Origin of the sequence: Microvirga pudoricolor (genome assembly GCF_016892705.1) — a bacterium.
Lineage (GTDB): Bacteria > Pseudomonadota > Alphaproteobacteria > Rhizobiales > Beijerinckiaceae > Microvirga > Microvirga pudoricolor.
The window spans coordinates 315890-335409 of record NZ_JAFEMB010000003.1; the positions used below are offsets into that span (position 1 = coordinate 315890).

Consider the following 19520-nt stretch of genomic DNA (forward strand, 5'->3'; position numbering starts at 1 on the left):
CCCATGAAGGACATCGATTCCGCCACCCGCACCGAGCTCGAAGCCGCCGCCTTCCGTCGCCTCGTGGACCATCTGCGCGAGCGGACGGACGTCCAGAACATCGATCTCATGAATCTCGCGGGCTTTTGCCGGAACTGCCTGTCGAACTGGCTGAAGGACGCCGCCGACCAGAAGGGCGTGCCGCTCTCCAAGGACGAGAGCCGGGAGGCGGTCTACGGGATGCCCTACGAAGAGTGGAAGGCCCGTCACCAGGCGCAGGCCAATGCGTCGCAGCGCGAGAGCTTTGAGAAGTCGAAGCCGGGCCATTAAAGCGGCCTCAACCAAATGCCGGTAGTTCTGACCGCCAAGGTCACTTTCAAGGGTTTATTTCATGGACGACGCAGCATTTCAGACCGAATCGGTCGCCGCCGATCAGCTCAAGGCCTTCATCGAGCGCATCGAGCGCCTCGAGGAGGAAAAGGCCGGCATCGCCGGCGACATCAAGGATGTCTATGCGGAAGCCAAGGGCAACGGCTTCGACACCAAGGTGATCCGCAAGATCATCTCCATGCGCAAGCGCGACTACGCCGAGCGCCAGGAGGAGGAGGCGATCCTGGAGCTTTACATGCAGGCCCTGGGAATGGCCGGCTGACCGCATCGGGAGTGCCCGCCGAGATCCCCGGTCGGCGGGGTGGCGCGGGCCCTGACCATCGGCCCGGCCACTTGCCCCCTGCATGATCCGGCGCTCGCGCGAGGTGCGGCGATGATCGCCGTCATATTCGAAGTCTGGCCCGCGGGCGGGCGGAGGGACGATTACCCGGCGATGGCCGCAAGCCTCAGGGCGGAGGCCGAGGCCATCGACGGGTTCATTTCCGTCGAGCGATTCGAAAGCCTCTACGAGGAGGGCAAGCTCCTCTCGCTGCAGTTCTGGCGCGACGAGGAGGCCGTGCGCCAATGGCGCAACCATCTCCAGCACCGCCGGGCCCAGGCCATCGGCCGGCAGGAGATGTTCGCGGATGACCGGCTGCGGATCACAGAGGTGCTGCGCGATTATGGTCCGCAGGATCGAGTGCATGCACCCGCGGACAGCGGGGGACGTCCAAGCTCTGACGCCTGCTGAAATCTCCTAACATTTGATATAAAGATACGAAATACTTCGCGAATCCAAGTACTTCGCAGGCCGGAAGCCGCGACATAACGGCCGTTTTTCATCGCGGCTCTTGCACCCAGAGCGCGAATAATATCTAAATAAATGCAATCACACATAAGGGAGTGCTAGGTTGTGACTGGGCTCTCGGCATCCGCCGGGGAGCCTTCGTCATGCCTGCAAGCGCTCGTCCGCTGGGCTCGGCCGGAGGCGCTTACGGGAGAGCTTTTATGCGCGCGAAGGGGCGTTACACGTGATTCTTTCCTTGTTCGGGTTCCTATCGAACCAATCCGTTAGAGAAGACACCGCTTGGTCCTATCAGCTCTCGACCCTGCTCCCCTGGGACTGGTCCTATTCGGCGACCCTCGCGAACGGTTCGGCGCTGCCGAGCTGGATCAGGTTCAACCCCGCGACCCGGACCTTCACGGGCACGCCCCCGCAGGACTACAACGGATCGCTCGACATTCGGGTCACGGCCAGCAACGGCCTGCTCACCAGTTCCGACGTGTTCAACCTGACGGTCACCCCTGTCAACGACGCGCCGGTCGTCGCGATCCCGATTCCCGACAGGGCCTTCGATGAGGACACCACCTGGACGTACCAGGTTCCGTCCGGCACCTTCACGGACGTGGACAGCCCCACGCTGACCTATACGGCAAGCCTCGCGGGCGGGGCGGCCCTGCCGTCCTGGCTCACCTTCAACGCGACGACGCGCACCTTCACGGGCAACCCGCCCGCGAACTTCAACGGCTCCCTCGACGTGCGGGTGACGGCCAGCGACGGGTCGCTTTCGACCTCCGATACGTTCGTCCTCACCGTGAACGCCGTCAACGACGCGCCGATCGTCGCGGCGCCGATCCCCGATCAGGCGGTCGCCGAGGATACGCCCTGGACCTACCAGGTGTCGGCCGGCGCCTTCACGGACGTGGATAGCGCGAGCCTGACCTACACGGCCACGCTCGCAAGCGGAGCGCCCCTGCCGTCCTGGCTCGTGTTCAATGCGGCGACCCGCACCTTCACCGGAAGGCCTCCGGAGAACTTCAACGGGACGTATGACCTGAAGGTCACGGCCAGCGACGGGTCGCTATCCGTGTCGGACACGTTCACGCTCACCGTCACGGCGGTGAACGACGCTCCGGTTCGGGCCGTCGAGATTCCCGACCAGTCCATCGCCGAAGACTCGCCCTGGAGCTATCAGGTTCCCGCGGGCACCTTCACGGACGTGGACAGCGCCCTGACCTACAGGGCGACGCTCGCCACCGGCGCCCCACTCCCGTCCTGGCTGACCTTCGATGCCGCGTCGCGCACGTTCACGGGAACGCCGCCCGCGAACTTCAACGGCTCCCTGGACCTCACAATCATCGCCAGCGACGGGTCCCTGTCGGCCTCCGACACCTTTACCCTGACCATCACGCCCGTGAACGACGCCCCCGTCGCGGTTCTTCCCATCGCGGCCCAGCAGGTGGCCGAGGATACGCCCTGGTCGTTCCAGGTACCGGCCGGCGCTTTCACGGACGTGGACAGCAGCCTGACCTATTCGGCAACGCTCGCCGACGGGACGCCTCTCCCGGCCTGGCTGTCGTTCAACGCCGCGACCCGGACCTTCACGGGCACGCCGCCGGAGAACTTCAATGGGTCCGTCGTCCTGCGGGTGGTTGCGAGCGACGGCGCGCTCAGCGCGTCCTCGGCCTTCACCCTGAACGTCACGCCCGTCAACGACGCGCCGGTTGCCGCCGTGCCGATCGCGGACCAAGCGATCCCCGAGGAGACATCCTGGACGTTCCAGGTTCCGGCGGGCGCCTTCGCGGACGTGGACAATCCCATCCTGACCTATGCGGCGACCCTGTCGGACGGAAGCCCGCTGCCGTCTTGGCTGTCGTTCGATGCCGCGACCCGCACCTTCACGGGAACGCCTCCGACAAACTTCAACGGCTCCTACGACATCAAGGTCACGGCGGGTGACGGCGCCTTGAACGCCTCCGACACCTTCCGGCTCGAAATCACGCCGGTGGACAACGCACCCGTCGCGGCCGATATCGGCGACCAGGTGATCGACGAAGACACCGCATGGGTCTTCCAGCTGCCGCCGAACACGTTCGCCGATATCGACAGCCCGAACCTGACCTATACGGCCGCCCTCGGGGACGGATCCCCCCTGCCGGCATGGCTGGCGTTCGACCCGGTCACCCAGACCTTCAGCGGCACGCCGCCCGCGAACTTCAACGGCAGCCTGACGCTGACCGTCACGGCCACCGACGGCACCACGGCGGTGCCGGATTCGTTCACCCTGATCGTTCAGCCCGTCAACGACGCGCCCGTGGCCCGTCCGATCGGCGATCAGGCCGTGGCCGAGGAAACGCTCTGGTCCTTCCAGATCCCCGAAGGCACGTTCACGGACGTGGACAGCGCCAGCCTGACCGTCTCGGCTCTCCTGTCGGACGGGAGCGTCCTGCCGTCCTGGCTCACCTTCAACGCGACGACGCGCACCTTCACGGGCACGCCGCCTGCGGACTTCAACGGTGCCCTGGACATCACGGTCACGGCCAGCGACGGAAGTCTCTCGGCCTCCGACACCTTCCGGCTGTCCGTCACTCCGGCGAACGACCCGCCCGTGGTGAGCGCTCCCATTCTCGACCAGACGGTGGCGGAGGACACCCCCTGGACCTTCCAGGTGCCGCCCGGCTCCTTCACGGACGTGGACGGCCCGCTGACCTACACGGCCACGCTCGCGGACGGTTCGCCGCTGCCGCCGTGGCTGACCTTCGATGCGGCGACGCGAACCTTTCTGGGGACGCCGCCGCGCGACCAGACGGGCGCCTTCGACCTGAAGGTGACGGCGAGCGACGGCTTGGCCACCATCGACGACACGTTCCGCCTCGTCGTGACGCCCGTCAACGACGCGCCCGTGGCGGCGAACGCCATCGTGGGCCCGGGCGCGACCGAAGGCGCCGCCTGGTCCTTCCAGATCCCCGCCGGCGCCTTCACGGATGTCGACGGCGACACCCTGACCTATGCGGTAACGCTGGCCAGTGGGGCGGCGCTGCCGTCATGGCTGGTCTTCGACCCGACGACCCGGACCCTGTCGGGCACGCCGCCCGCCAATCAGCCCGGCTCCCTGGATCTCCGGGTGACGGCGGGCGACGGGCGGCTGGAGGCGTCGAGCACCTTCACGCTCGCCATCGCGGCCGTGAACGATGCGCCGGTCGCCAACGCCGCCATCGCCGATCAGACCCTGGCCGAGGATACGGCCTGGACGTTCCAGGTGCCGTCCGGCGCGTTCACCGACGCCGACAGCAGCCTGACCTACACGGCGACCCTGGCGGACGGGTCCGCCCTGCCGGCTTGGATTCTCTTCGACGCCGCCACCCAGACGTTCTCGGGCACGCCCCCGGCGAACCTGAACGGCGTCTTCGACCTGAAGGTGATCGCCAGCGACGGGGCCCTGAACGCCTCCAGCACGTTCAAGCTGACGATCACGGCGGTCGACGACGCTCCCGTCGTCTCCGCGCCCGTCGTCGACCAGCTCATCACGGCCGGCGCTGCCTGGGCCTACCAGCTTCCGGCCAACCTCTTCACCGATGCGGATGGCGGCACGCTCACCTACACGGCGACCCTGGCGGACGGGTCGGCCCTGCCGCCGTGGCTGACCTTCGACGCGACGACCCGCACCTTCGCGGGAACGCCGCCGCAAGGCCAGAACGGCAGCTACGAGTTCACCGTCACGGCCAGCGACGGGTCCTTCTCCGTGTCCGATACGTTCGCGGTCGCCATCCGTCCGGCGGAAACCCCCGTCGCGGGCGAGACCTATGACGACCTGATCGAGGCCGGCGACGGCAACGACTGGATCCATGGCGGGCTCGGCAACGACGAGATGCAGGGCGAGGGCGGCGACGACATCATCTATGGCGGGCAGGACCGCGGCCAGATCGTTCGCGATCTCGCGTCCGGAAGGCTCACGGAACTCGTCGTCGGCGACAACCTCTACGGCAATGACGGGCGGGACACGTATTATTACGCCCAGGGAGACGGCATCGACGAGATCTGGGACTTCCGGCCCGGTGAGGACATCATCCGCGTCAGCGGCTTCAGCCTCAATGACGTGCGCGTCGGGTTCATCCGGGACGTGACGAACCGGATTGGAACCGGCACCCACGAGAAGCTCGTCATCTTCTTCGGCAACGACCAAGGCGCCATCGTCTTCAACGACTTCCCGGGTCCCAAATCCGGGGACGTCATCCTGTCGCTCGCCGGCGTCAACGTCACCTGGGTGGACCTGCTCGCGAAGGCCGACCGGGGCATCGTCGGCGAGACGGCCGTGAACCCGGTGGCCCATCCCGGCTACGGCAACGATCCGGTCCAGAGCGGCCTGGGCGGGATCGAGTTCGCGGGCGGCAACGGCAACAACATCCTCGGCGGCGGTGCCGCCGGCGACAGGATCTACGGCAACGACGGCTACAACTGGATCGAAGGCTATGCGGGCGACGACCTGCTGTTCGGCGGCAACGCCATGGACGTGCTGCTGGGCGGAGACGGCCGCGACCTGCTCTACGGCAACGAGGGCGTGAACTGGATCGAGGGCAATGCCGGCGCGGACAACCTCTACGGCGGCAACGTTCAGGATACGCTCCTGGCCGGCACCGAGAACGACAACGTCTACGGCAACGGCGGCGACGACCTGATCGTGGGCGGTTCCGGCTCCGACAGGCTCTACGGCGCGGGCGGCGTGGACGTGATCTACGGCGACGACGCCAACGGCCTATCGTTCACACAGCCCGCCAGGCCCGTGCTCGACCTGCCGGTTTCGCAGTCGGTGGTGACCTCGTCCAGCCTGACCCTGCCTTCGGGCGTGGTCAACGTGACGGCGACCGGCCGTGCCTCCGTCACGTTGATCGGCAACGATCTGGACAACACCATGGTGGGCAACGCCGGCCAGAACACGATCCAAGCGGTGGGCGGAAACGATCGCGTCAATGGCGGCAACGGCAACGACCGGCTCTTCGGCGGGGGCGGCAATGACAGCTTCGTTTTCACGACGCGCCTGGGCACCTCCAGCACCGATCGGAAGGTGAACTTCGACAGCATCGGCGACTTCTCGGTCCGAGACGACCGGTTGGAGCTCGACAACGCGATCTTCAAGAAGCTCGGCAAGGTGGGACGCCTCAAGAAGGACTACTTCACCATCGGCGACAAGGCGAAGGATGCCAACGACTTCATCCTCTACGACCGCAAGACGGGGGTGATTTCGTACGACGCGGACGGTTCGGGCACCGGTAGCCAGAAGGTGGACTTCGCCAAGGTCGGCAAGAACCTGAAGATCACCTACAAGGATTTCTTCGTGATCTAGACATCGTCATGGAGCGCGGCCCCGAGCCGCGCTCCATCCTACAAGGCTGGAACGTTTACGACCGATGCCGGACGGACCAGATCGTGTCTCCGGCATCGTCGCTCACCAGGAGCCCGCCCCGCCCGTCCACGAGGGTGCTGACGGGGCGCCCATGGGCCTTGCCGGTGCCGGGATCCACCATGAAGCCCGTGAGGAAGTCCTGCGGCGGTCCTGAGGGCTTGCCGTCCTTGAAGGGCACGAAGATCACCTTGTAGCCGCTAAAGCTGCTGCGGTTCCAGGACCCGCGCTGCGCCACGAAGGCGCCACCGCGATACGCTGCGGGGAACGCGGCCTGGTCGTAGAAGGCGAGGCCCAGCGACGCCGTATGGGACCCCACCGCATAATCGGGCACGATGGCCTGGGCGATCAGGTCCGGGCGCTGGCCCTTCAGGCGCGGATCGGGATTTTGCCCAAAATAGCTGTAGGGCCAGCCGTAGAAGCCGCCGTCCTTCACGCCCGTGATGTAGTCCGGCACGAGGTCGTCGCCGATCCCGTCGCGCTCGTTGACGGCCGTCCACAGAACGCCGCTTTCGGGCTGGATGTCCATGCCCACCGGGTTGCGAAGGCCCGATGCCAGAATCCGCTCTCCCGACCCGTCGAGGTTGACCTCGAGGATCGCCGCGCGCCGGACCTCGTTGTCCAGTCCGAACTCGCCGATATTGCTGGCCGATCCGACGGAGATGTAGAGCTTCGCGGCGTCCCGGCTGAGGAGCAGGTTGCGGGTCCAGTGGTTGTTGTAGCCGCCGGCCGGCAGCTCGACGATCTTCCGGCCCTCGCCCGTGACGGTCGTGTCTCCGGGCTTGTAGGGATACCGGACGACGCCGTCCGTATTGGCGACGTAGAGATGGTCTCCCGCGAAGGCGAGGCCGAAAGGCTGGTTCAATCCGGTGAGGATCACGTGCCGGGTCTCCGCCACGCCGTCCTGGTCCGCGTCCCTGAGCAGGGTGATCCGGTTCGCGCTCACGCCCGCCGATCCCGATTGCACCTGGCCTTTCGCCTTCTCGTCCTGCTCGGCCGGCGGCTTGGCCTTGGTGGTGGCCTCGGCCACCAGGATGTCGCCGTTCGGCAAGGCCAGGAGGCCTCTGGGGCTGTCGAGACCGCGGGCGAAGGCCTTGACGTCGAAACCGTCCGGCGCGCGCGGGGCCGCGCCCTCCGGCCACATCGTCACCTGGGAATAGTTCTGGGCCTCGTGAGCGAGGTCCGGGGCGGGCAAGCCCGGCGACGCGCCGGTTCCGGCCGGGGCTTGCGCGAGGGTGGCGGTGGCCGCTAGGGTCGTGGCAAGCAGGCTCGCGCCCAAGAGAAGGGCGCTGGATCGGGCGTGGAGCATTCAGGTTGGCCTTTGGGTCGATCGATCGATGGCCGTCCAACGCGGCCACACCGCGATCGATCCAGGAAAGGGGCACGACGCTCACACAACTTCGTGTGCGGGTGCGCGCCATAACGCTCCCGTGAGGCGGCCTCGGAGGACGGAACGAAACCGGACGGCTCCAGTTAGCTGCACTGAAGCTTGTCCATTGCCGGGCCTCGGCCGCATCAGTCTGTTCAAAGGGAGTCATGGCGCAGCTCTTTTCCCGCCGGGCCACGACCGTCTTTCGCGCCAGCCTCGTCCTGGGTCTTGTCGCCGTGGCGGGAGCGGCGGGCCTGGGCTACGTGTCGTCGCGCTCCGACAGCACCTGGAACGTTGGTAAGCCCGCGCCGCAGCCGATCCCGTTCCGTCACGACCTGCATAGCGGGACTCTCAAGATCGACTGCCGGTTCTGCCACGTCTCGGTCGAGAAGGCCGCTGATGCCGGGATGCCCTCGGCCCAGACCTGCATGACCTGCCACTCCCAGGTCTGGGCGGGCGCGAGCCTGCTGGAGCCGCTGCGCTCCAGCCTCGCCCTCGACCAGCCCGTCACCTGGACGTCCGTGCACCGCCTTCCGGCTTACGCGTTCTTCCACCATGGAGCGCACGTGTCGAAGGGGGTGGCCTGCGAGACCTGCCACGGCCGAGTCGATCAAATGGCCGAGACCGTGAAGACCCAGACCCTTTCCATGGGCTGGTGCTTGGATTGCCACCGGGACCCCGTGCCCCATCTGCGTCCCCAGGAGGCGGTGTTCACCATGGACTGGAAACCCCACGATCGGGACATGCCGGAGGACGTCCGGGCCTTCTATCGCGCGGCATCCCAGCGGCTGACCAGCTGCAATACGTGCCATCGCTGAGCATGGCCTCCTCTCCCCTCGACACGGACGCGATCCGAGCCCGCCTGTCGGGCCAGACCGGCCAACGATTGTGGCGCAGCCTGGAGGACCTCGCGGACGCGCCGGAGATGCGCGCTTATGTGGAGGCCGAGTTCCCGGACCTGATGCGCGCAGGCAGCATCGACCGGCGCACGTTGCTCCGCCTCATGGGCGCATCCCTGGCCCTGGCCGGCCTCGGCGCATGCGGCGACGGCGGCGTCTCCGGCAAGGCCCCGCTGATTTCCCGCGCCCGCAACGTTCCCGGCGTTGCACCGGGAACGCCGGTGATCTTCGCCACCTCCCTGGAGCGGGACGGCTATGGTCTCGGCGTGCTGGTGCGGGCGCAGGACGGGCGGTCGGTGAAGGTGGAGGGCAACCCGCTCCATCCCGCGAGTCTTGGGGCCACCGATGCGTTCATGCAGGCGGAGGTCCTGTCGCTCTACGACCCCGACCGGTCCCGTTCCTTTCGCGAGAACGGCCGCGAGCGCCAGGACGGCGATCCCTTGCGCCTGTTGGAGCCGATCCGTGACGCCTTGAGCGCGGGGGAGGGCCGGGGGCTTCACGTGCTGATGGAGCCGACGGCGTCCCCGACCGCTTTCCGCCTGGTTCAGGCCGTGCGGAACAGGCTGCCGGGAGCCCGCTGGCACAGGTATGCGCCTCTGGCCGGCGACGCGCGTCACGCGGGCGCCACGGAGGCGTTCGGCCGGCCTCTCGACACCCTCTACGACCTGAGCGCCGCTGACGTGATCGTAGCGCTGGGCGGCGACCTGTTCCTGACCGAGCCTGGCAGCCTGCGCCATGCCGCCGACTATCAGGGGCGTCGGCGGAACGGCGGCGCGGCGACCCGGCTGATCGCCGTGGAGAGCACCCCGAGCCTCGTCGGCGCGAAGGCGGATGAGCGCGTCGTCCTGAGGCCGCGCGACATGGAGGCCTTCGCCCGGGACATCCTGCGGGCGCTCGATGACCCTGCGGGAGCTGCCTTAGACCCGCGTGCCCGGCGTCTGGCCTCGGAGCTGCGCGGCGCGGGCCCGCGGGCGCTGGTGACCGTAGGGCGCGAGCAGCCTGCCGCGATCCACGCCCTGGCCCACCGCATGCATGCGCGGCTCGGCGCCCTCAGCGGCACCGTGCGGCTGCTCGATCCGGTCGTGCCGCCCGTCGCGGGGGACGAATCCCTGTCCGCCCTGGCGCGGGCTATCGAAGCCGGGTCCGTGTCGCGGCTTCTGATCCTCGGCGGAAACCCGGCCTACGATGGGCCGGCGGATCTCGGCCTCCCGGCCCTGATCCGACGCGTGCCGTTCTCGGTCCACCTGAGCTCCCATTACGACGAGACCGGACGAGCGTGCCGCTGGCATATCCCGCAATGCCATCCCTTCGAGGCCTTCGGCGATACGCGCGCGGTCGACGGAACGGCCGGGCTGCGCCAACCGACCCAGGCCCGCCTGGCGCCGTCTTTCAGCCGCGACGAGATCCTGGGCCTTCTGGCCGGACAGGGCCTGGACGGGATGGCGCTGACCCAGGCCACCTGGCGTGCCGCCTGGGCCGAAACCGGGGAGGCGTCCTTCCGGGGCCGGTGGGAGAAGGCCCTGGAGGACGGCGTCGTCGAGGGTTCGGCCTCCACGCCGGTGGCCGCCGCGCCCCGCGACGCGCCGGGGACTCCCAACGCGCCGCCGCCGGGCGAGACCGATATCGTCTTCGCGCCCGACCCGTCGCTCTGGGACGGGCGCTACGCCAATAACGGCTGGCTCCAGGAACTGCCCAAGCCCTTCACGAAGCAGGCCTGGGGCAATGCGGCGCTCATCGCCCCAGAGACGGCCGGGCGCCTGGGCCTCTCCAACGGCGCGCATGTCGAGATCGGCGTCGAGGGCCGCAGCATCGTCGCGCCCGTCTGGCTCCAGCCCGGCCAAGCCCCCGACACCCTGACCCTTCCCTTAGGGTATGGCCGCACGGGCGCGGGCTCTCTCGGGAACGGCATCGGCTTCGACGCCTACCGGGTTCGTCCCACGGCCCAACCCTGGATCGGCTCGGGCCGGGTCCGGGCGCTCGCCTCGAGCGAAAAGCTCATCTCGACGCAGCATCACCATGCCCTGAACAGCGACGACATCATCCGCATCGTCTCTGCCCAGAAACCGGTGGCCGAGGAGCGGCCGGAGCCACCACCCTCCCTGTATCCGCCTTGGACCTATGACGGGTACGCCTGGGGCATGGCGGTGGATCTCGACGCCTGCATCGGCTGCAACGCCTGCGTCATCGCCTGTCAGTCGGAGAACAACGTAGCGGTGGTGGGTCCCGAGGAAGTGGCGCGGGGCCGTGAGATGCATTGGCTTCGCATCGATCGCTACTTCGCCGGCACGACCGAGAACCCCGACACCTATTTCCAGCCCGTGCCCTGCATGCATTGCGAGACCGCGCCGTGCGAGGTTGTCTGTCCGGTCAATGCCACCGTGCATTCGTCGGAAGGCATCAACGACATGGTGTACAACCGTTGCATCGGCACGCGCACCTGCTCCAACAATTGCCCCTACAAAGTGCGCCGCTTCAACTTCCTGGACTATCACGCCACGCCTCTCTCGGCGTCCGAGGATGTGATGAACCCACAGGTCTCGATCCGCGACCGGGGCGTCATGGAAAAATGCACGTTCTGCATCCAGCGCATCGGCGAGGCGCGCATCAACGCCAGGATCGAGAACCGCGAGGTGCGCGACGGCGAGATCCGGACGGCCTGCCAGCAGGCCTGCCCCACCCAGGCGATCACGTTCGGTAACCTGAACGACCGGGAGAGCGAGGTCAGCCGCGCGAAGGCGAGCGAGCGCAACTACGCGCTCCTGGGCGAACTCAACACCAAGCCCCGCACCACCTACCTGGCACGCATCGAGAAGCAGTCCGCCGGCGACGTGGAGAAATAGGCATGCGAAGCCGCGCTCGCTCCATTACCACACCGGTCGCCGAAATTCCTCTCGCGCCGCATTTCGGGCCGCTCTGGTGGGGTGGTCTTCTCGTGGCGCTGTCACTTGTGGGATTGCTCGGGCTGACGCTCGTGTCCTCGCTCATCTTCGGTGTCGGTCTCTGGGGCGTGAACATTCCCAATGTGTGGGGCTTCGATCTTATCAACTATGCCTGGTGGATCGGCATCGCCAACGGCGCGAGCCTGTTCGCCGCCACCTTGGTGCTGCGCCGCCATGACCTGCGCACGGCGGTGAACCGGTTCGCCGAGAGCGTCGCCCTGTTCGGCGTCATCTGCGCCGGCATGTTCCCCATCGTGCATCTGGGGCGGCCCTGGCTCTTCTATTGGGTGTTTCCCTATCCGGCCACGTACCAGGTCTGGCCGCAGTTCCGCTCCACGCTCACGTGGGATTTCTGGGCCATCAGCACGCATGCGATCGTCACCACTCTGCTGTGGTACGTGGGCCTGATCCCCGATCTCGCCACTTTGCGCGACCGCGCCCGCAGGCCCCTGGCGAAGCGCGTCTACGGCGTGCTGGCCCTGGGCTGGCGCGGCTCGGTGCGGCACTGGAGCTATCATCAGGCAGCCTACCGGGTCGTCGCCATCCTGGTCCTGCCCCTTATCCTCGTGATGCAGAGCACCGTCGCGTTCGAGTTCGCCACCACCCTCGTGCCCGGTTGGCACGAGACGCGCCTGCCCCTGCACTTCGTCGCCACGGGTCTCGTTCAAGGCCTGTCCATGGTGCTCGTCATCGCCATGCTGCTGCGCCGGTTCCTGCGGCTCGAGCGATACATCGACGATTATGACGTGGAGCTCCTGGGAAAGCTGACCCTCGCGAGTGCGCTCGTCTGCGGCTATCTCTACTTCGATGAGTTCATGGCCATTCTGCTCTCCGGTCCCCGCCAGCAGATCGCGGGGCTCAACCGGATGACGGGCGAATATGCGGGCCTCTACTGGGCCGCTGTCGTCTATACGGTCCTGATCCCTCAGATCCTTTGGATCAAGGCGGCGAGGCGCAGCGTCGTCGCCACCGTGTTCGTGGGGCTCGGCATCAGCGCGGGCCTGTGGTTCGACCGCTTCTCCCTCATCGTCGGCGGCTTTCAGCGCGACTACCTCCCGTCCACCTGGCGGTCCTACGCGCCGACCATCACCGAGACGGGACTTCTCGTCGGGACGGTCGGACTGTTCGCGGCTCTTCTGCTGCTCTTCGTCCGCTTCATCCCCGTCGTCTCCATGTTCGAAACCCGGCATGACGAGCATGAGGAGGCCTCCTGATGTCCGAACGCCTGCACGGGGTGATCGCGGAGTTCGACCGGGCGGAGAGCCTGGAGGCCGCCGTGCGGGACGCCCGCGACGCGGGCTATACCCGCATGGATGCCTTCAGCCCCTTCCCGTTGCGCGAGACGGCGGCCCTGCTGGGCGCGCGGCCGGGCGTCGTCTTCCGCATCGCCGTCATCGCCGGACTGATCGGCGCGATCCTCCAGTACGGCTCGCAGTACTGGATGAACGCGGTGGACTACCCCATCAATGTGGGCGGGCGCCCCCTTCATTCGTGGCCCGCCTTCCTCCCGTCCACGGTCATCGTCGCGATCCTCTGGGCGGGTGCGGCCGCGCTCCTGTCGATGCTGTTCATCCTGCACCTGCCGCGCCTCCACCACCCGGTCTTCGCCGTGAAGGATTTCGAGCGCGCTTCCGAGGACCGGTTCTTCCTGCTGATCCAGAGCGACGATCCCCGCTTCGACCTTCCTGGAGTCCATGCGTTCCTCCAGGCCCGAAGGCCTACCGCCGTGCGCGAGGTGCCCGCATGAGGATCGTGATCGCCGTCCCTCTCATCGCCGCGCTCGCCTTGGCCTCGTGCGATTCCGGCACCGATGACCTGCCCACCACGTCCTCGACCCGCGCCGTCATGCGTGGCGATGCGCCGGTGCCCGCCGGGTCCGTCCCGCGCGGCGCGGGCGCCGCCGTGCTCGCTCTCGCGGCGCCCGGCCCAGCCGTCACGGACGACCTCCTGCGTCGGGGCGGGGAGCGCTATGCGGTGTTCTGCACGCCCTGCCACGGCGCGGACGGCAGCGGAAACGGCTCCGTCACCGCCCGAGGCTTCCCGAGGCCTGCTTCCTTTCAGGACGCCCGGCTCGCGAGCGCCGATCCCGAGCAGATCGTCAGCGTCATCACCCACGGCCTCGGCGCCATGTATCCGCTTGCGGAATCCATCCCGCCGCAGGATCGATGGGCCATCGCCCATTACGTGAAATCCCTGCAGGCGGGATCGGGGAGCGCCAGGCCATGACGGCGGCCACGGCTCTTCGAACCCCGCGCCATCCGGCGAGCCTTGCGATCGGAGGTGGGGGCGCAGTCCTGCTCCTGGCCCTGCTCGGAACGGGATCGTTCAGCCTCGAGGGCAACTACCTCGCCTTCATTCTCGTTTTCGGCCTCGTCATCGGCAGCCTGGGACTTCTCACGCTGGGCCACCTCATGGGCGAGGAATGGCTTCATCCCGTCCGTCGCGAAGCGGAGGCCGCGTCTCTCACGGCGCCGCTCCTCCTTCCCGTCGCGGTCCCACTCGCGCTGAACCTCCCGGCGCTGTTCCCGTGGATGGACGGCGGCATGCGTCTCGATCTGCCGGCCCTTCGCGACGTCTATCTGTCCGGGCCCTTCTTCGCGGGCCGCGGCCTGATCTATCTCGCGGGCCTGCCGCTTCTGGCCTATGGGGTTGCGCAGGCGAGACAGGTCCGGCGCGCGAGCATCGTAGGCCTTGTTGTCCTCGTGCCGCTCGCGATGTTCGCGATCCTGGACTGGGTCCTGTCCCGCACGCCGCTCTGGTGGTCGAGCCTGTTCAGCGTCTCGTTCCTGCTGTCCCAGCTCCTGGCGGCCCTGGCATTGGCGATCCTCGTGTCGCTGCTGCGGCCCGAGCATCACCGTCGGTCCCGCCTGATCAGCCTGGAACGGGCCCTGCTGACCCTGGCGCTGCTCTCGCTCTGGTCCGGTTTCGCCGAATTCCTGATCGTCTGGTTCACCGATCTCCCACACGAGGCCGCCTGGTACCTGTCGCGGGCCGGAAACTGGCTCTGGCTGCTGGGAGCCGCCGTCGCCGCCCTCGCTCTGGCGGTCGTGATCCTGGTGCCTCCCGGCATCGGCCGGGGCATCATCGGCCTGGGGGCGGCCCTGCTGCTTCTGCACCACTTCGCCTACATGACATGGTTGCTTTGGCCGATCACCCATGCGTGGGACCAGTGGAGCTGGAGCGACGTCACCACCGTGACGGGATTTGCGGCGCTCTGGGCCGGGTGCTACGGCGCGTTGCTGACGCGGCGACGCACGCTCGACCCGCCTTAGTCGGCGGGTCGCAGGTCCACGGGCAGGTCTGCCGGCGCCACCCGCACGTCCGCCGCCCCGAGCGTGTACAGGTAGGCCGCCATGTCCCGGGCCTCGGCGTCCGTCACGCCCATCTTGGGCATGCCGGTCTTCGGTTCGATGGCGGGAGGGTCGACCAGCCATGGCACGAGATGGCGCGGCACGTTGGGCAGGATCCCGGCCAGCATCGTGCGCTGCGCGAAGTCGTCAAGCTTCGGTCCCACCATGCCCCGCGCGCCCGGCACGCCCTCGATGGCGTGGCAGGTGCCGCAACCATAGGAATAGATGAGATGCCGCCCGCGCTCGGGCTCGGCCCCGGCGATCTGGAGAAAATCCGGCGGCGAGGAGGAATTGCCGCAGGCCGTCAGGCCCGCGAGGGCGAAAAGGCTTGCAAGGAGGGGCGAACGGCTCGGCATGAAGGCGCAACCCGGCCCAAGCGGGACGGTTCCATGGCCGGCCCTGCTGGTCCGGCGCAAGCTTCGCCCTAAGTGACGCCTCATGGAAACGGCACGGGAATTCGACGGGAGCGGATGGAACATCGATCGACCCTTGACGGGCTGACCACTTTCCTCGCGCATCCGCGACGCATCGATCCGAGGCCCGCCTGGGGTCGCCTGCTCGCCCTCCCGCTCCTCACGACGCTCTCCGGCTGCCAGGGCGTTCAGTCGGCCCTCGACCCCGCCGCGGACGATGCGGGCCGGCTCGCGCTTCTGAGCTGGGTGCTGTTCGGGGGCGGGACGGCGATCTTCGTGCTCGTGATGGCGCTGGTGCTCGTGGCCGTCTACGCGCCGCCCGAGCGCCGACGATGGCTGGGGTCGTCTCGCGCCATCGTGATCGGCGGCTTCGTGTTTCCCACCGTGACCCTCACCGCCCTTCTGATCTTCGGCCTCTCCATGATGCGGGCCAATAATGCGTCCGGCGAGGCCGATCCCTTGCGGATCGAAGTGATCGGCGAACAATATTGGTGGCGGGTGACCTATCTGGAGGACGGCGCCGACCCCGCTTTCGTGACCGCCAACGAGATCCATGTCCCGGTCGGCAGGCGGGTCCAGATCCTGCTCAAGTCCGCCGACGTGATCCATTCCTTCTGGATTCCGAACTTCGCCGGCAAGGTCGACATGATTCCGGGGCATACCAACAGCCTGCACTTCACCGCCCAGCGCGAGGGCGTCTATCGCGGGCAGTGCACCGAGTTCTGCGGCGACCAGCACGCGCTCATGGTCTTCGACGTGGTGGCGTCGGAGCCGGCCGCCTTCGCGGGATGGCGCACGCGCCAAACGCGGGACGCTGCCGCTCCGGCGACGCCGTTCCTGGCGAGAGGACAGGAGCTGTTCATCCGCAGCGGCTGCGGCAATTGCCACACGGTGCGCGGCACGCGGGCCGAGGGCGTTCTCGGGCCGGACCTGACCCATGTGGGCAGCCGCCGCAGCATCGGGGCCGGGGTCTTCCCGAACAATGCCGGAACCCTCGGCGGCTGGATCGCGAACACGCAGCATCTCAAAGGCGGCGCGCGCATGCCGTCCTACGGCAGCTTCACGGGAGAGGAATTGCGGGCGGTGGCCGAGTACATGGAGAGCCTAAAATGAGCGCCGCCCTCGACCGGATGGAAGCGGAGGACTCCGCGCTCCCGAATCCAGGCTCGCGCCCGGCAGGCGAGGAGGACAGGCTCAGGGAGATCTGGAAGGCCCCAAAGGGGTGGCGCATCCTGGGGGCCATCAACAACACCTATATCGGTGTGTTCTACATCGGCACCGCGCTCCTGTTCTTCGTGCTCGCCGGTATCCTCGCGCTCATCATGCGCACGCAGCTGGCCCAGCCGGAGCTCGATCTCGTCGGGCACGGGCTCTACAACCAGCTCTTCACCATGCACGGCACGGTCATGATGTTCCTGTTCGCCGTGCCGGCCGTGGAGGCGGTCTCCGTCTACCTCCTGCCCAATATGCAGGCGGCCCGCGACCTGCCGTTCCCGCGTCTTGGCGCCTACGCGTTCTGGGCCTATTTCTTCGGTGGCCTGACCTTCTTCTGCACCATCTTCGTGGGGCTTGCGCCCAATACGGGCTGGTTCATGTATCCGCCCCTGTCGAGCTCGCAATACTCGCCCGCCGAGAATGCGGATTTCTGGCTCCTCGGGATCGGCTTCATCGAAATCTCCGCGATCGCGGGCGCCATCGAGATCATCGTCGGGGTGCTGAAGACCCGCGCGCCGGGCATGAGCCTCGACAAGCTCCCAATCTATTCCTGGGCCATGCTGTGTTTGGCCGTGATGATCATCATCGCGTTTCCGGCGGTGATCCTGGCCACCACGCTGCTGGAGATGGAACGCGCCTTCAACTGGCCTTTCTTCATCGCCGAACGGGGCGGGGATCCGCTGTTGTGGCAGCACCTGTTCTGGTTTTTCGGTCACCCGGAGGTCTACATCATCTTCCTGCCCGCCGCCGGCATGGTGTCGATGATCGTGCCCGCCATGGCGGGCACGCCGCTGGTGGGCTACCGGCTCGTGGTGCTGGCCCTGATCGCCACCACGGTGCTCAGCTTCGGCCTGTGGGTGCACCACATGTACACGACGGGCATCCCGAAGCTCTCGACCGGCTTCTTCGCGGCCGCCAGCACGGCCGTGGCGGTGCCGAGCGGCATCCAGGTCTTCGCCTGGATCGCCACCATCGCGTCGGGCCGCATGAAGCTCACCACCCCGGCCCTTTTCGTGCTGGGCTTCCTGTTCATCTTCACCCTAGGGGGCCTCACGGGCGTGATGGTCGCCATGGCACCATTCGACTGGCAGGCGCACGATACGTACTTCATCGTGGCGCACCTGCATTACGTGCTCATCGGCGGCATGGTGTTCCCGCTCTTCGCCGCGATCTATTACTGGTTTCCCACCGCCAGCAAGCACGCGCTCTCCGAGCCCGTGGGCAAGTGGGTGTTCGGGCTCATGTTCGTGGGCGTGAACGTCACGTTCTTCCCCCAGCACGTGGCGGGGCTCATCGGCATGCCGCGCCGGGTCTACACCTACCATGCCGGCCTCGGCTGGGATGTCTACAACCTCGTCTCGACGATCGGCTCCTACATGATCGCGGCAGGCGTCGGCCTGTTCGTTATCGACGTCGCCCGGCGCTTCCGCTTCAGCTTCGACGACAATGCGGGCGACGTCTGGAAGGCGGGCACCCTGGAATGGCTCAACAACACCTCCTACGGCACGCGCAGCATTCCCCATGTCAGGAGCCGCGAGCCGCTGTGGGACCAGCCCAATCTCGGCGAGGACGTGGACAAGGGGCGCTATTACCTGCCGGCCTCCGTCACGGGCGGGCGCGAGACCATCGTGACGAGCCCCATCGAGGCGCGGCCGCAATACATTCTCCAGGTCCCGGGCGAACCGTGCTGGCCGCCGATCCTGTCGGCCTTCTTCACGGCGGCGTTCTTCATGCTGCTCACCGTGAAGTTCGTCATGCTGTCAGCGATCTGCGGCGTGCTCGCCATCGGGCTCATCCTCTACTGGATGTGGGCGACCGATCCGGGCCAGAACCATCCGCCCGCCCAAATCGGAGGCGGCATCACACTCCCGGTCTACGCCACCGGCTCGGTCAGCCATTCCTGGTGGGCGGTGTCGATCCTGCTCGTGGTCATCGGCATGATCTTCACCTGCCTGCTGTTCTCGTACTTCTTCCTCTGGCTCGTGAACACCACCGCCTGGCCGCCGCAGGGCGTCACGCTGCCGAGTACCATCTGGTCGCTCGCGGCGGGCGGGCTCTATGTCGGAAGCAGCGCCCTGATCGCCCTCGCGAGCCGGCGTCTCGCGGGCGCGGGGCGCGCGCCCTCCGTTCCCTGGCTGATCGGCCTCGCCGTCGTGCTGCTGGCGGCCGGGTGGGTGCTGGATCTCACCGCGCAATGGCGCACCGGCCTCGGGCCCGAGGACAGCGCCTACGGGGCGACGGTCTACGCGATCCTGTCCATCCACGGCGTCGTCGCCGCCACGGCGGTTCTCATGGGCCTCTACACCATGGCGCGCTGGTGGTCGGGACGGCTCGATGCCGTCCGCCGCTCCACTTTCGATAACACCATGCTGTTCTGGTACTACACCTCGGGCCAGGGCGTGGCGGGGCTCGTGGTGGTCTACGGCTTCCCGCACCTCATCGGAGCCGCGTGATGCTGCTTCGCAACCCGATCCTGCGCCTTCTGGTGATGAATGCCGGATTGCTGATCTGGGGCCTGCAGTTCACCCTCGTCTACATGGTGGCGTCCATCGTCTGCGCGAAGAGCGATGCGGCGCCTGTCCTGGGCGGCTTCGACGCCGCGTCGTTGGGCGTGCTGGCCACAACGGCCCTGTGCTTCGCCGCGACCGGTCTGGTGCTCGTCCTCTCCCTCCGGCCATCGGGAGCGGACGCATCCCCGACCGATCGGTTCATTCGGCAGGTCACGGCGCTGATTGCCGGCATTTCCCTCTTCGCCATCTTGTGGACGGGGCTTCCGGCCCTCGTGGTGCCATCATGCGGTTGAAAAAT

The 19520-nt window shown here is 67.5% G+C and carries 15 protein-coding genes; 13 read left to right on the forward strand and 2 right to left on the reverse strand.

All coding sequences use genetic code 11. The features are described from left to right. Positions 1–3 precede the first annotated feature (3 nt). The 4 genes from ILT42_RS13105 (at position 4) to ILT42_RS13120 (ending at position 6470) form a co-directional block, all read left to right on the forward strand. Positions 4–309: a DUF1244 domain-containing protein gene (locus ILT42_RS13105; RefSeq protein ID WP_229428620.1), complete on the forward strand. Its 306-nt coding sequence runs from the start codon at positions 4–6 to the stop codon at positions 307–309. Between the two features lie 61 nt (positions 310–370). Next, a complete protein-coding gene (locus ILT42_RS13110; RefSeq protein ID WP_204216055.1) occupies positions 371–631 on the forward strand; it encodes a DUF2312 domain-containing protein in 261 nt (86 codons plus the stop codon). Positions 632–742: 111 nt separating this feature from the next. Next, entirely contained in the window at positions 743–1099 is a 357-nt protein-coding gene (locus ILT42_RS13115; RefSeq protein ID WP_204216056.1) for an antibiotic biosynthesis monooxygenase family protein, read from the forward strand. 280 nt (positions 1100–1379) lie between these two features. Beyond that, entirely contained in the window at positions 1380–6470 is a 5091-nt protein-coding gene (locus tag ILT42_RS13120) for a putative Ig domain-containing protein (RefSeq protein ID WP_204216057.1), read from the forward strand. Between the two features lie 55 nt (positions 6471–6525). Here the strand turns inward: ILT42_RS13120 and ILT42_RS13125 are convergent, their stop codons facing one another. After that, positions 6526–7836, reverse strand: coding sequence for a PQQ-dependent sugar dehydrogenase (locus tag ILT42_RS13125; RefSeq protein ID WP_204216058.1), 1311 nt, complete (start codon positions 7834–7836; stop codon positions 6526–6528). A gap of 227 nt (positions 7837–8063) precedes the next feature. On the opposite strand from ILT42_RS13125, the gene ILT42_RS13130 reads away from it, so the two are divergent. The 6 genes from ILT42_RS13130 to ILT42_RS13155 are packed head-to-tail and all read left to right on the forward strand — an operon-like array spanning position 8064 to position 15006. After that, a complete protein-coding gene (locus ILT42_RS13130) occupies positions 8064–8714 on the forward strand; it encodes a cytochrome c3 family protein (RefSeq protein ID WP_204216059.1) in 651 nt (216 codons plus the stop codon). A gap of 2 nt (positions 8715–8716) precedes the next feature. Next, entirely contained in the window at positions 8717–11635 is a 2919-nt protein-coding gene (locus ILT42_RS13135; RefSeq protein WP_204216060.1) for a TAT-variant-translocated molybdopterin oxidoreductase, read from the forward strand. 2 nt (positions 11636–11637) lie between these two features. Continuing rightward, positions 11638–12948, forward strand: coding sequence for an NrfD/PsrC family molybdoenzyme membrane anchor subunit (nrfD, locus tag ILT42_RS13140; protein WP_204216061.1), 1311 nt, complete (start codon positions 11638–11640; stop codon positions 12946–12948). Beyond that, on the forward strand, positions 12948–13481 hold the full coding sequence (locus ILT42_RS13145) for a DUF3341 domain-containing protein (protein ID WP_204216062.1): 534 nt from the start codon (positions 12948–12950) through the stop codon (positions 13479–13481). The genes nrfD and ILT42_RS13145 overlap by 1 nt, the downstream gene beginning before the upstream one ends. Continuing rightward, the gene (locus ILT42_RS13150) at positions 13478–13960 is read left to right on the forward strand and encodes a c-type cytochrome (protein ID WP_204216063.1); all 483 of its coding nucleotides are present in this window, start codon (positions 13478–13480) and stop codon (positions 13958–13960) included. Before ILT42_RS13145 ends, ILT42_RS13150 begins: the two co-directional genes overlap by 4 nt. Beyond that, positions 13957–15006, forward strand: a complete 1050-nt coding sequence (locus ILT42_RS13155; protein WP_204216064.1) for a hypothetical protein — start codon at positions 13957–13959, stop codon at positions 15004–15006. Before ILT42_RS13150 ends, ILT42_RS13155 begins: the two co-directional genes overlap by 4 nt. On the opposite strand, the gene ILT42_RS13160 is transcribed toward ILT42_RS13155, so the two are convergent. Then, positions 15003–15440 carry a c-type cytochrome gene (locus ILT42_RS13160; RefSeq protein ID WP_204216065.1) on the reverse strand — a complete coding sequence of 146 codons (438 nt, stop codon included), beginning with the start codon at positions 15438–15440 and terminating at the stop codon, positions 15003–15005. The two genes, ILT42_RS13155 and ILT42_RS13160, sit on opposite strands and share 4 nt — an antisense overlap. Positions 15441–15554: 114 nt before the next feature. On the opposite strand from ILT42_RS13160, the gene coxB reads away from it, so the two are divergent. Genes coxB through ILT42_RS13175 form a run of 3 tightly spaced genes read left to right on the forward strand, consistent with a single transcriptional unit; the run spans position 15555 to position 19515 of the window. Then, entirely contained in the window at positions 15555–16610 is a 1056-nt protein-coding gene (gene coxB / locus ILT42_RS13165) for a cytochrome c oxidase subunit II (protein ID WP_204216066.1), read from the forward strand. Continuing rightward, on the forward strand, positions 16607–19165 hold the full coding sequence (locus tag ILT42_RS13170) for a cbb3-type cytochrome c oxidase subunit I (RefSeq protein WP_204216067.1): 2559 nt from the start codon (positions 16607–16609) through the stop codon (positions 19163–19165). The genes coxB and ILT42_RS13170 overlap by 4 nt, the downstream gene beginning before the upstream one ends. Beyond that, the gene (locus ILT42_RS13175; protein ID WP_204216068.1) at positions 19165–19515 is read left to right on the forward strand and encodes a hypothetical protein; all 351 of its coding nucleotides are present in this window, start codon (positions 19165–19167) and stop codon (positions 19513–19515) included. Before ILT42_RS13170 ends, ILT42_RS13175 begins: the two co-directional genes overlap by 1 nt. The last annotated feature ends 5 nt before the right edge of the window (positions 19516–19520 follow it).

Coding starts and splice junctions, on each gene's coding strand:
- ILT42_RS13130 (WP_204216059.1), top strand. CDS start 8,064: ATGGCGCAGCTCTTTTCCCGCCGGGCCACGACCGTCTTTCGCGCCAGC.
- ILT42_RS13155 (WP_204216064.1), top strand. CDS start 13,957: ATGACGGCGGCCACGGCTCTTCGAACCCCGCGCCATCCGGCGAGCCTT.
- ILT42_RS13115 (WP_204216056.1), top strand. CDS start 743: ATGATCGCCGTCATATTCGAAGTCTGGCCCGCGGGCGGGCGGAGGGAC.
- ILT42_RS13125 (WP_204216058.1), bottom strand. CDS start 7,836: ATGCTCCACGCCCGATCCAGCGCCCTTCTCTTGGGCGCGAGCCTGCTT.
- ILT42_RS13170 (WP_204216067.1), top strand. CDS start 16,607: ATGAGCGCCGCCCTCGACCGGATGGAAGCGGAGGACTCCGCGCTCCCG.
- ILT42_RS13110 (WP_204216055.1), top strand. CDS start 371: ATGGACGACGCAGCATTTCAGACCGAATCGGTCGCCGCCGATCAGCTC.
- ILT42_RS13145 (WP_204216062.1), top strand. CDS start 12,948: ATGTCCGAACGCCTGCACGGGGTGATCGCGGAGTTCGACCGGGCGGAG.
- nrfD (WP_204216061.1), top strand. CDS start 11,638: ATGCGAAGCCGCGCTCGCTCCATTACCACACCGGTCGCCGAAATTCCT.
- ILT42_RS13135 (WP_204216060.1), top strand. CDS start 8,717: ATGGCCTCCTCTCCCCTCGACACGGACGCGATCCGAGCCCGCCTGTCG.
- ILT42_RS13150 (WP_204216063.1), top strand. CDS start 13,478: ATGAGGATCGTGATCGCCGTCCCTCTCATCGCCGCGCTCGCCTTGGCC.
- coxB (WP_204216066.1), top strand. CDS start 15,555: ATGGAACATCGATCGACCCTTGACGGGCTGACCACTTTCCTCGCGCAT.
- ILT42_RS13160 (WP_204216065.1), bottom strand. CDS start 15,440: ATGCCGAGCCGTTCGCCCCTCCTTGCAAGCCTTTTCGCCCTCGCGGGC.
- ILT42_RS13105 (WP_229428620.1), top strand. CDS start 4: ATGAAGGACATCGATTCCGCCACCCGCACCGAGCTCGAAGCCGCCGCC.
- ILT42_RS13175 (WP_204216068.1), top strand. CDS start 19,165: ATGCTGCTTCGCAACCCGATCCTGCGCCTTCTGGTGATGAATGCCGGA.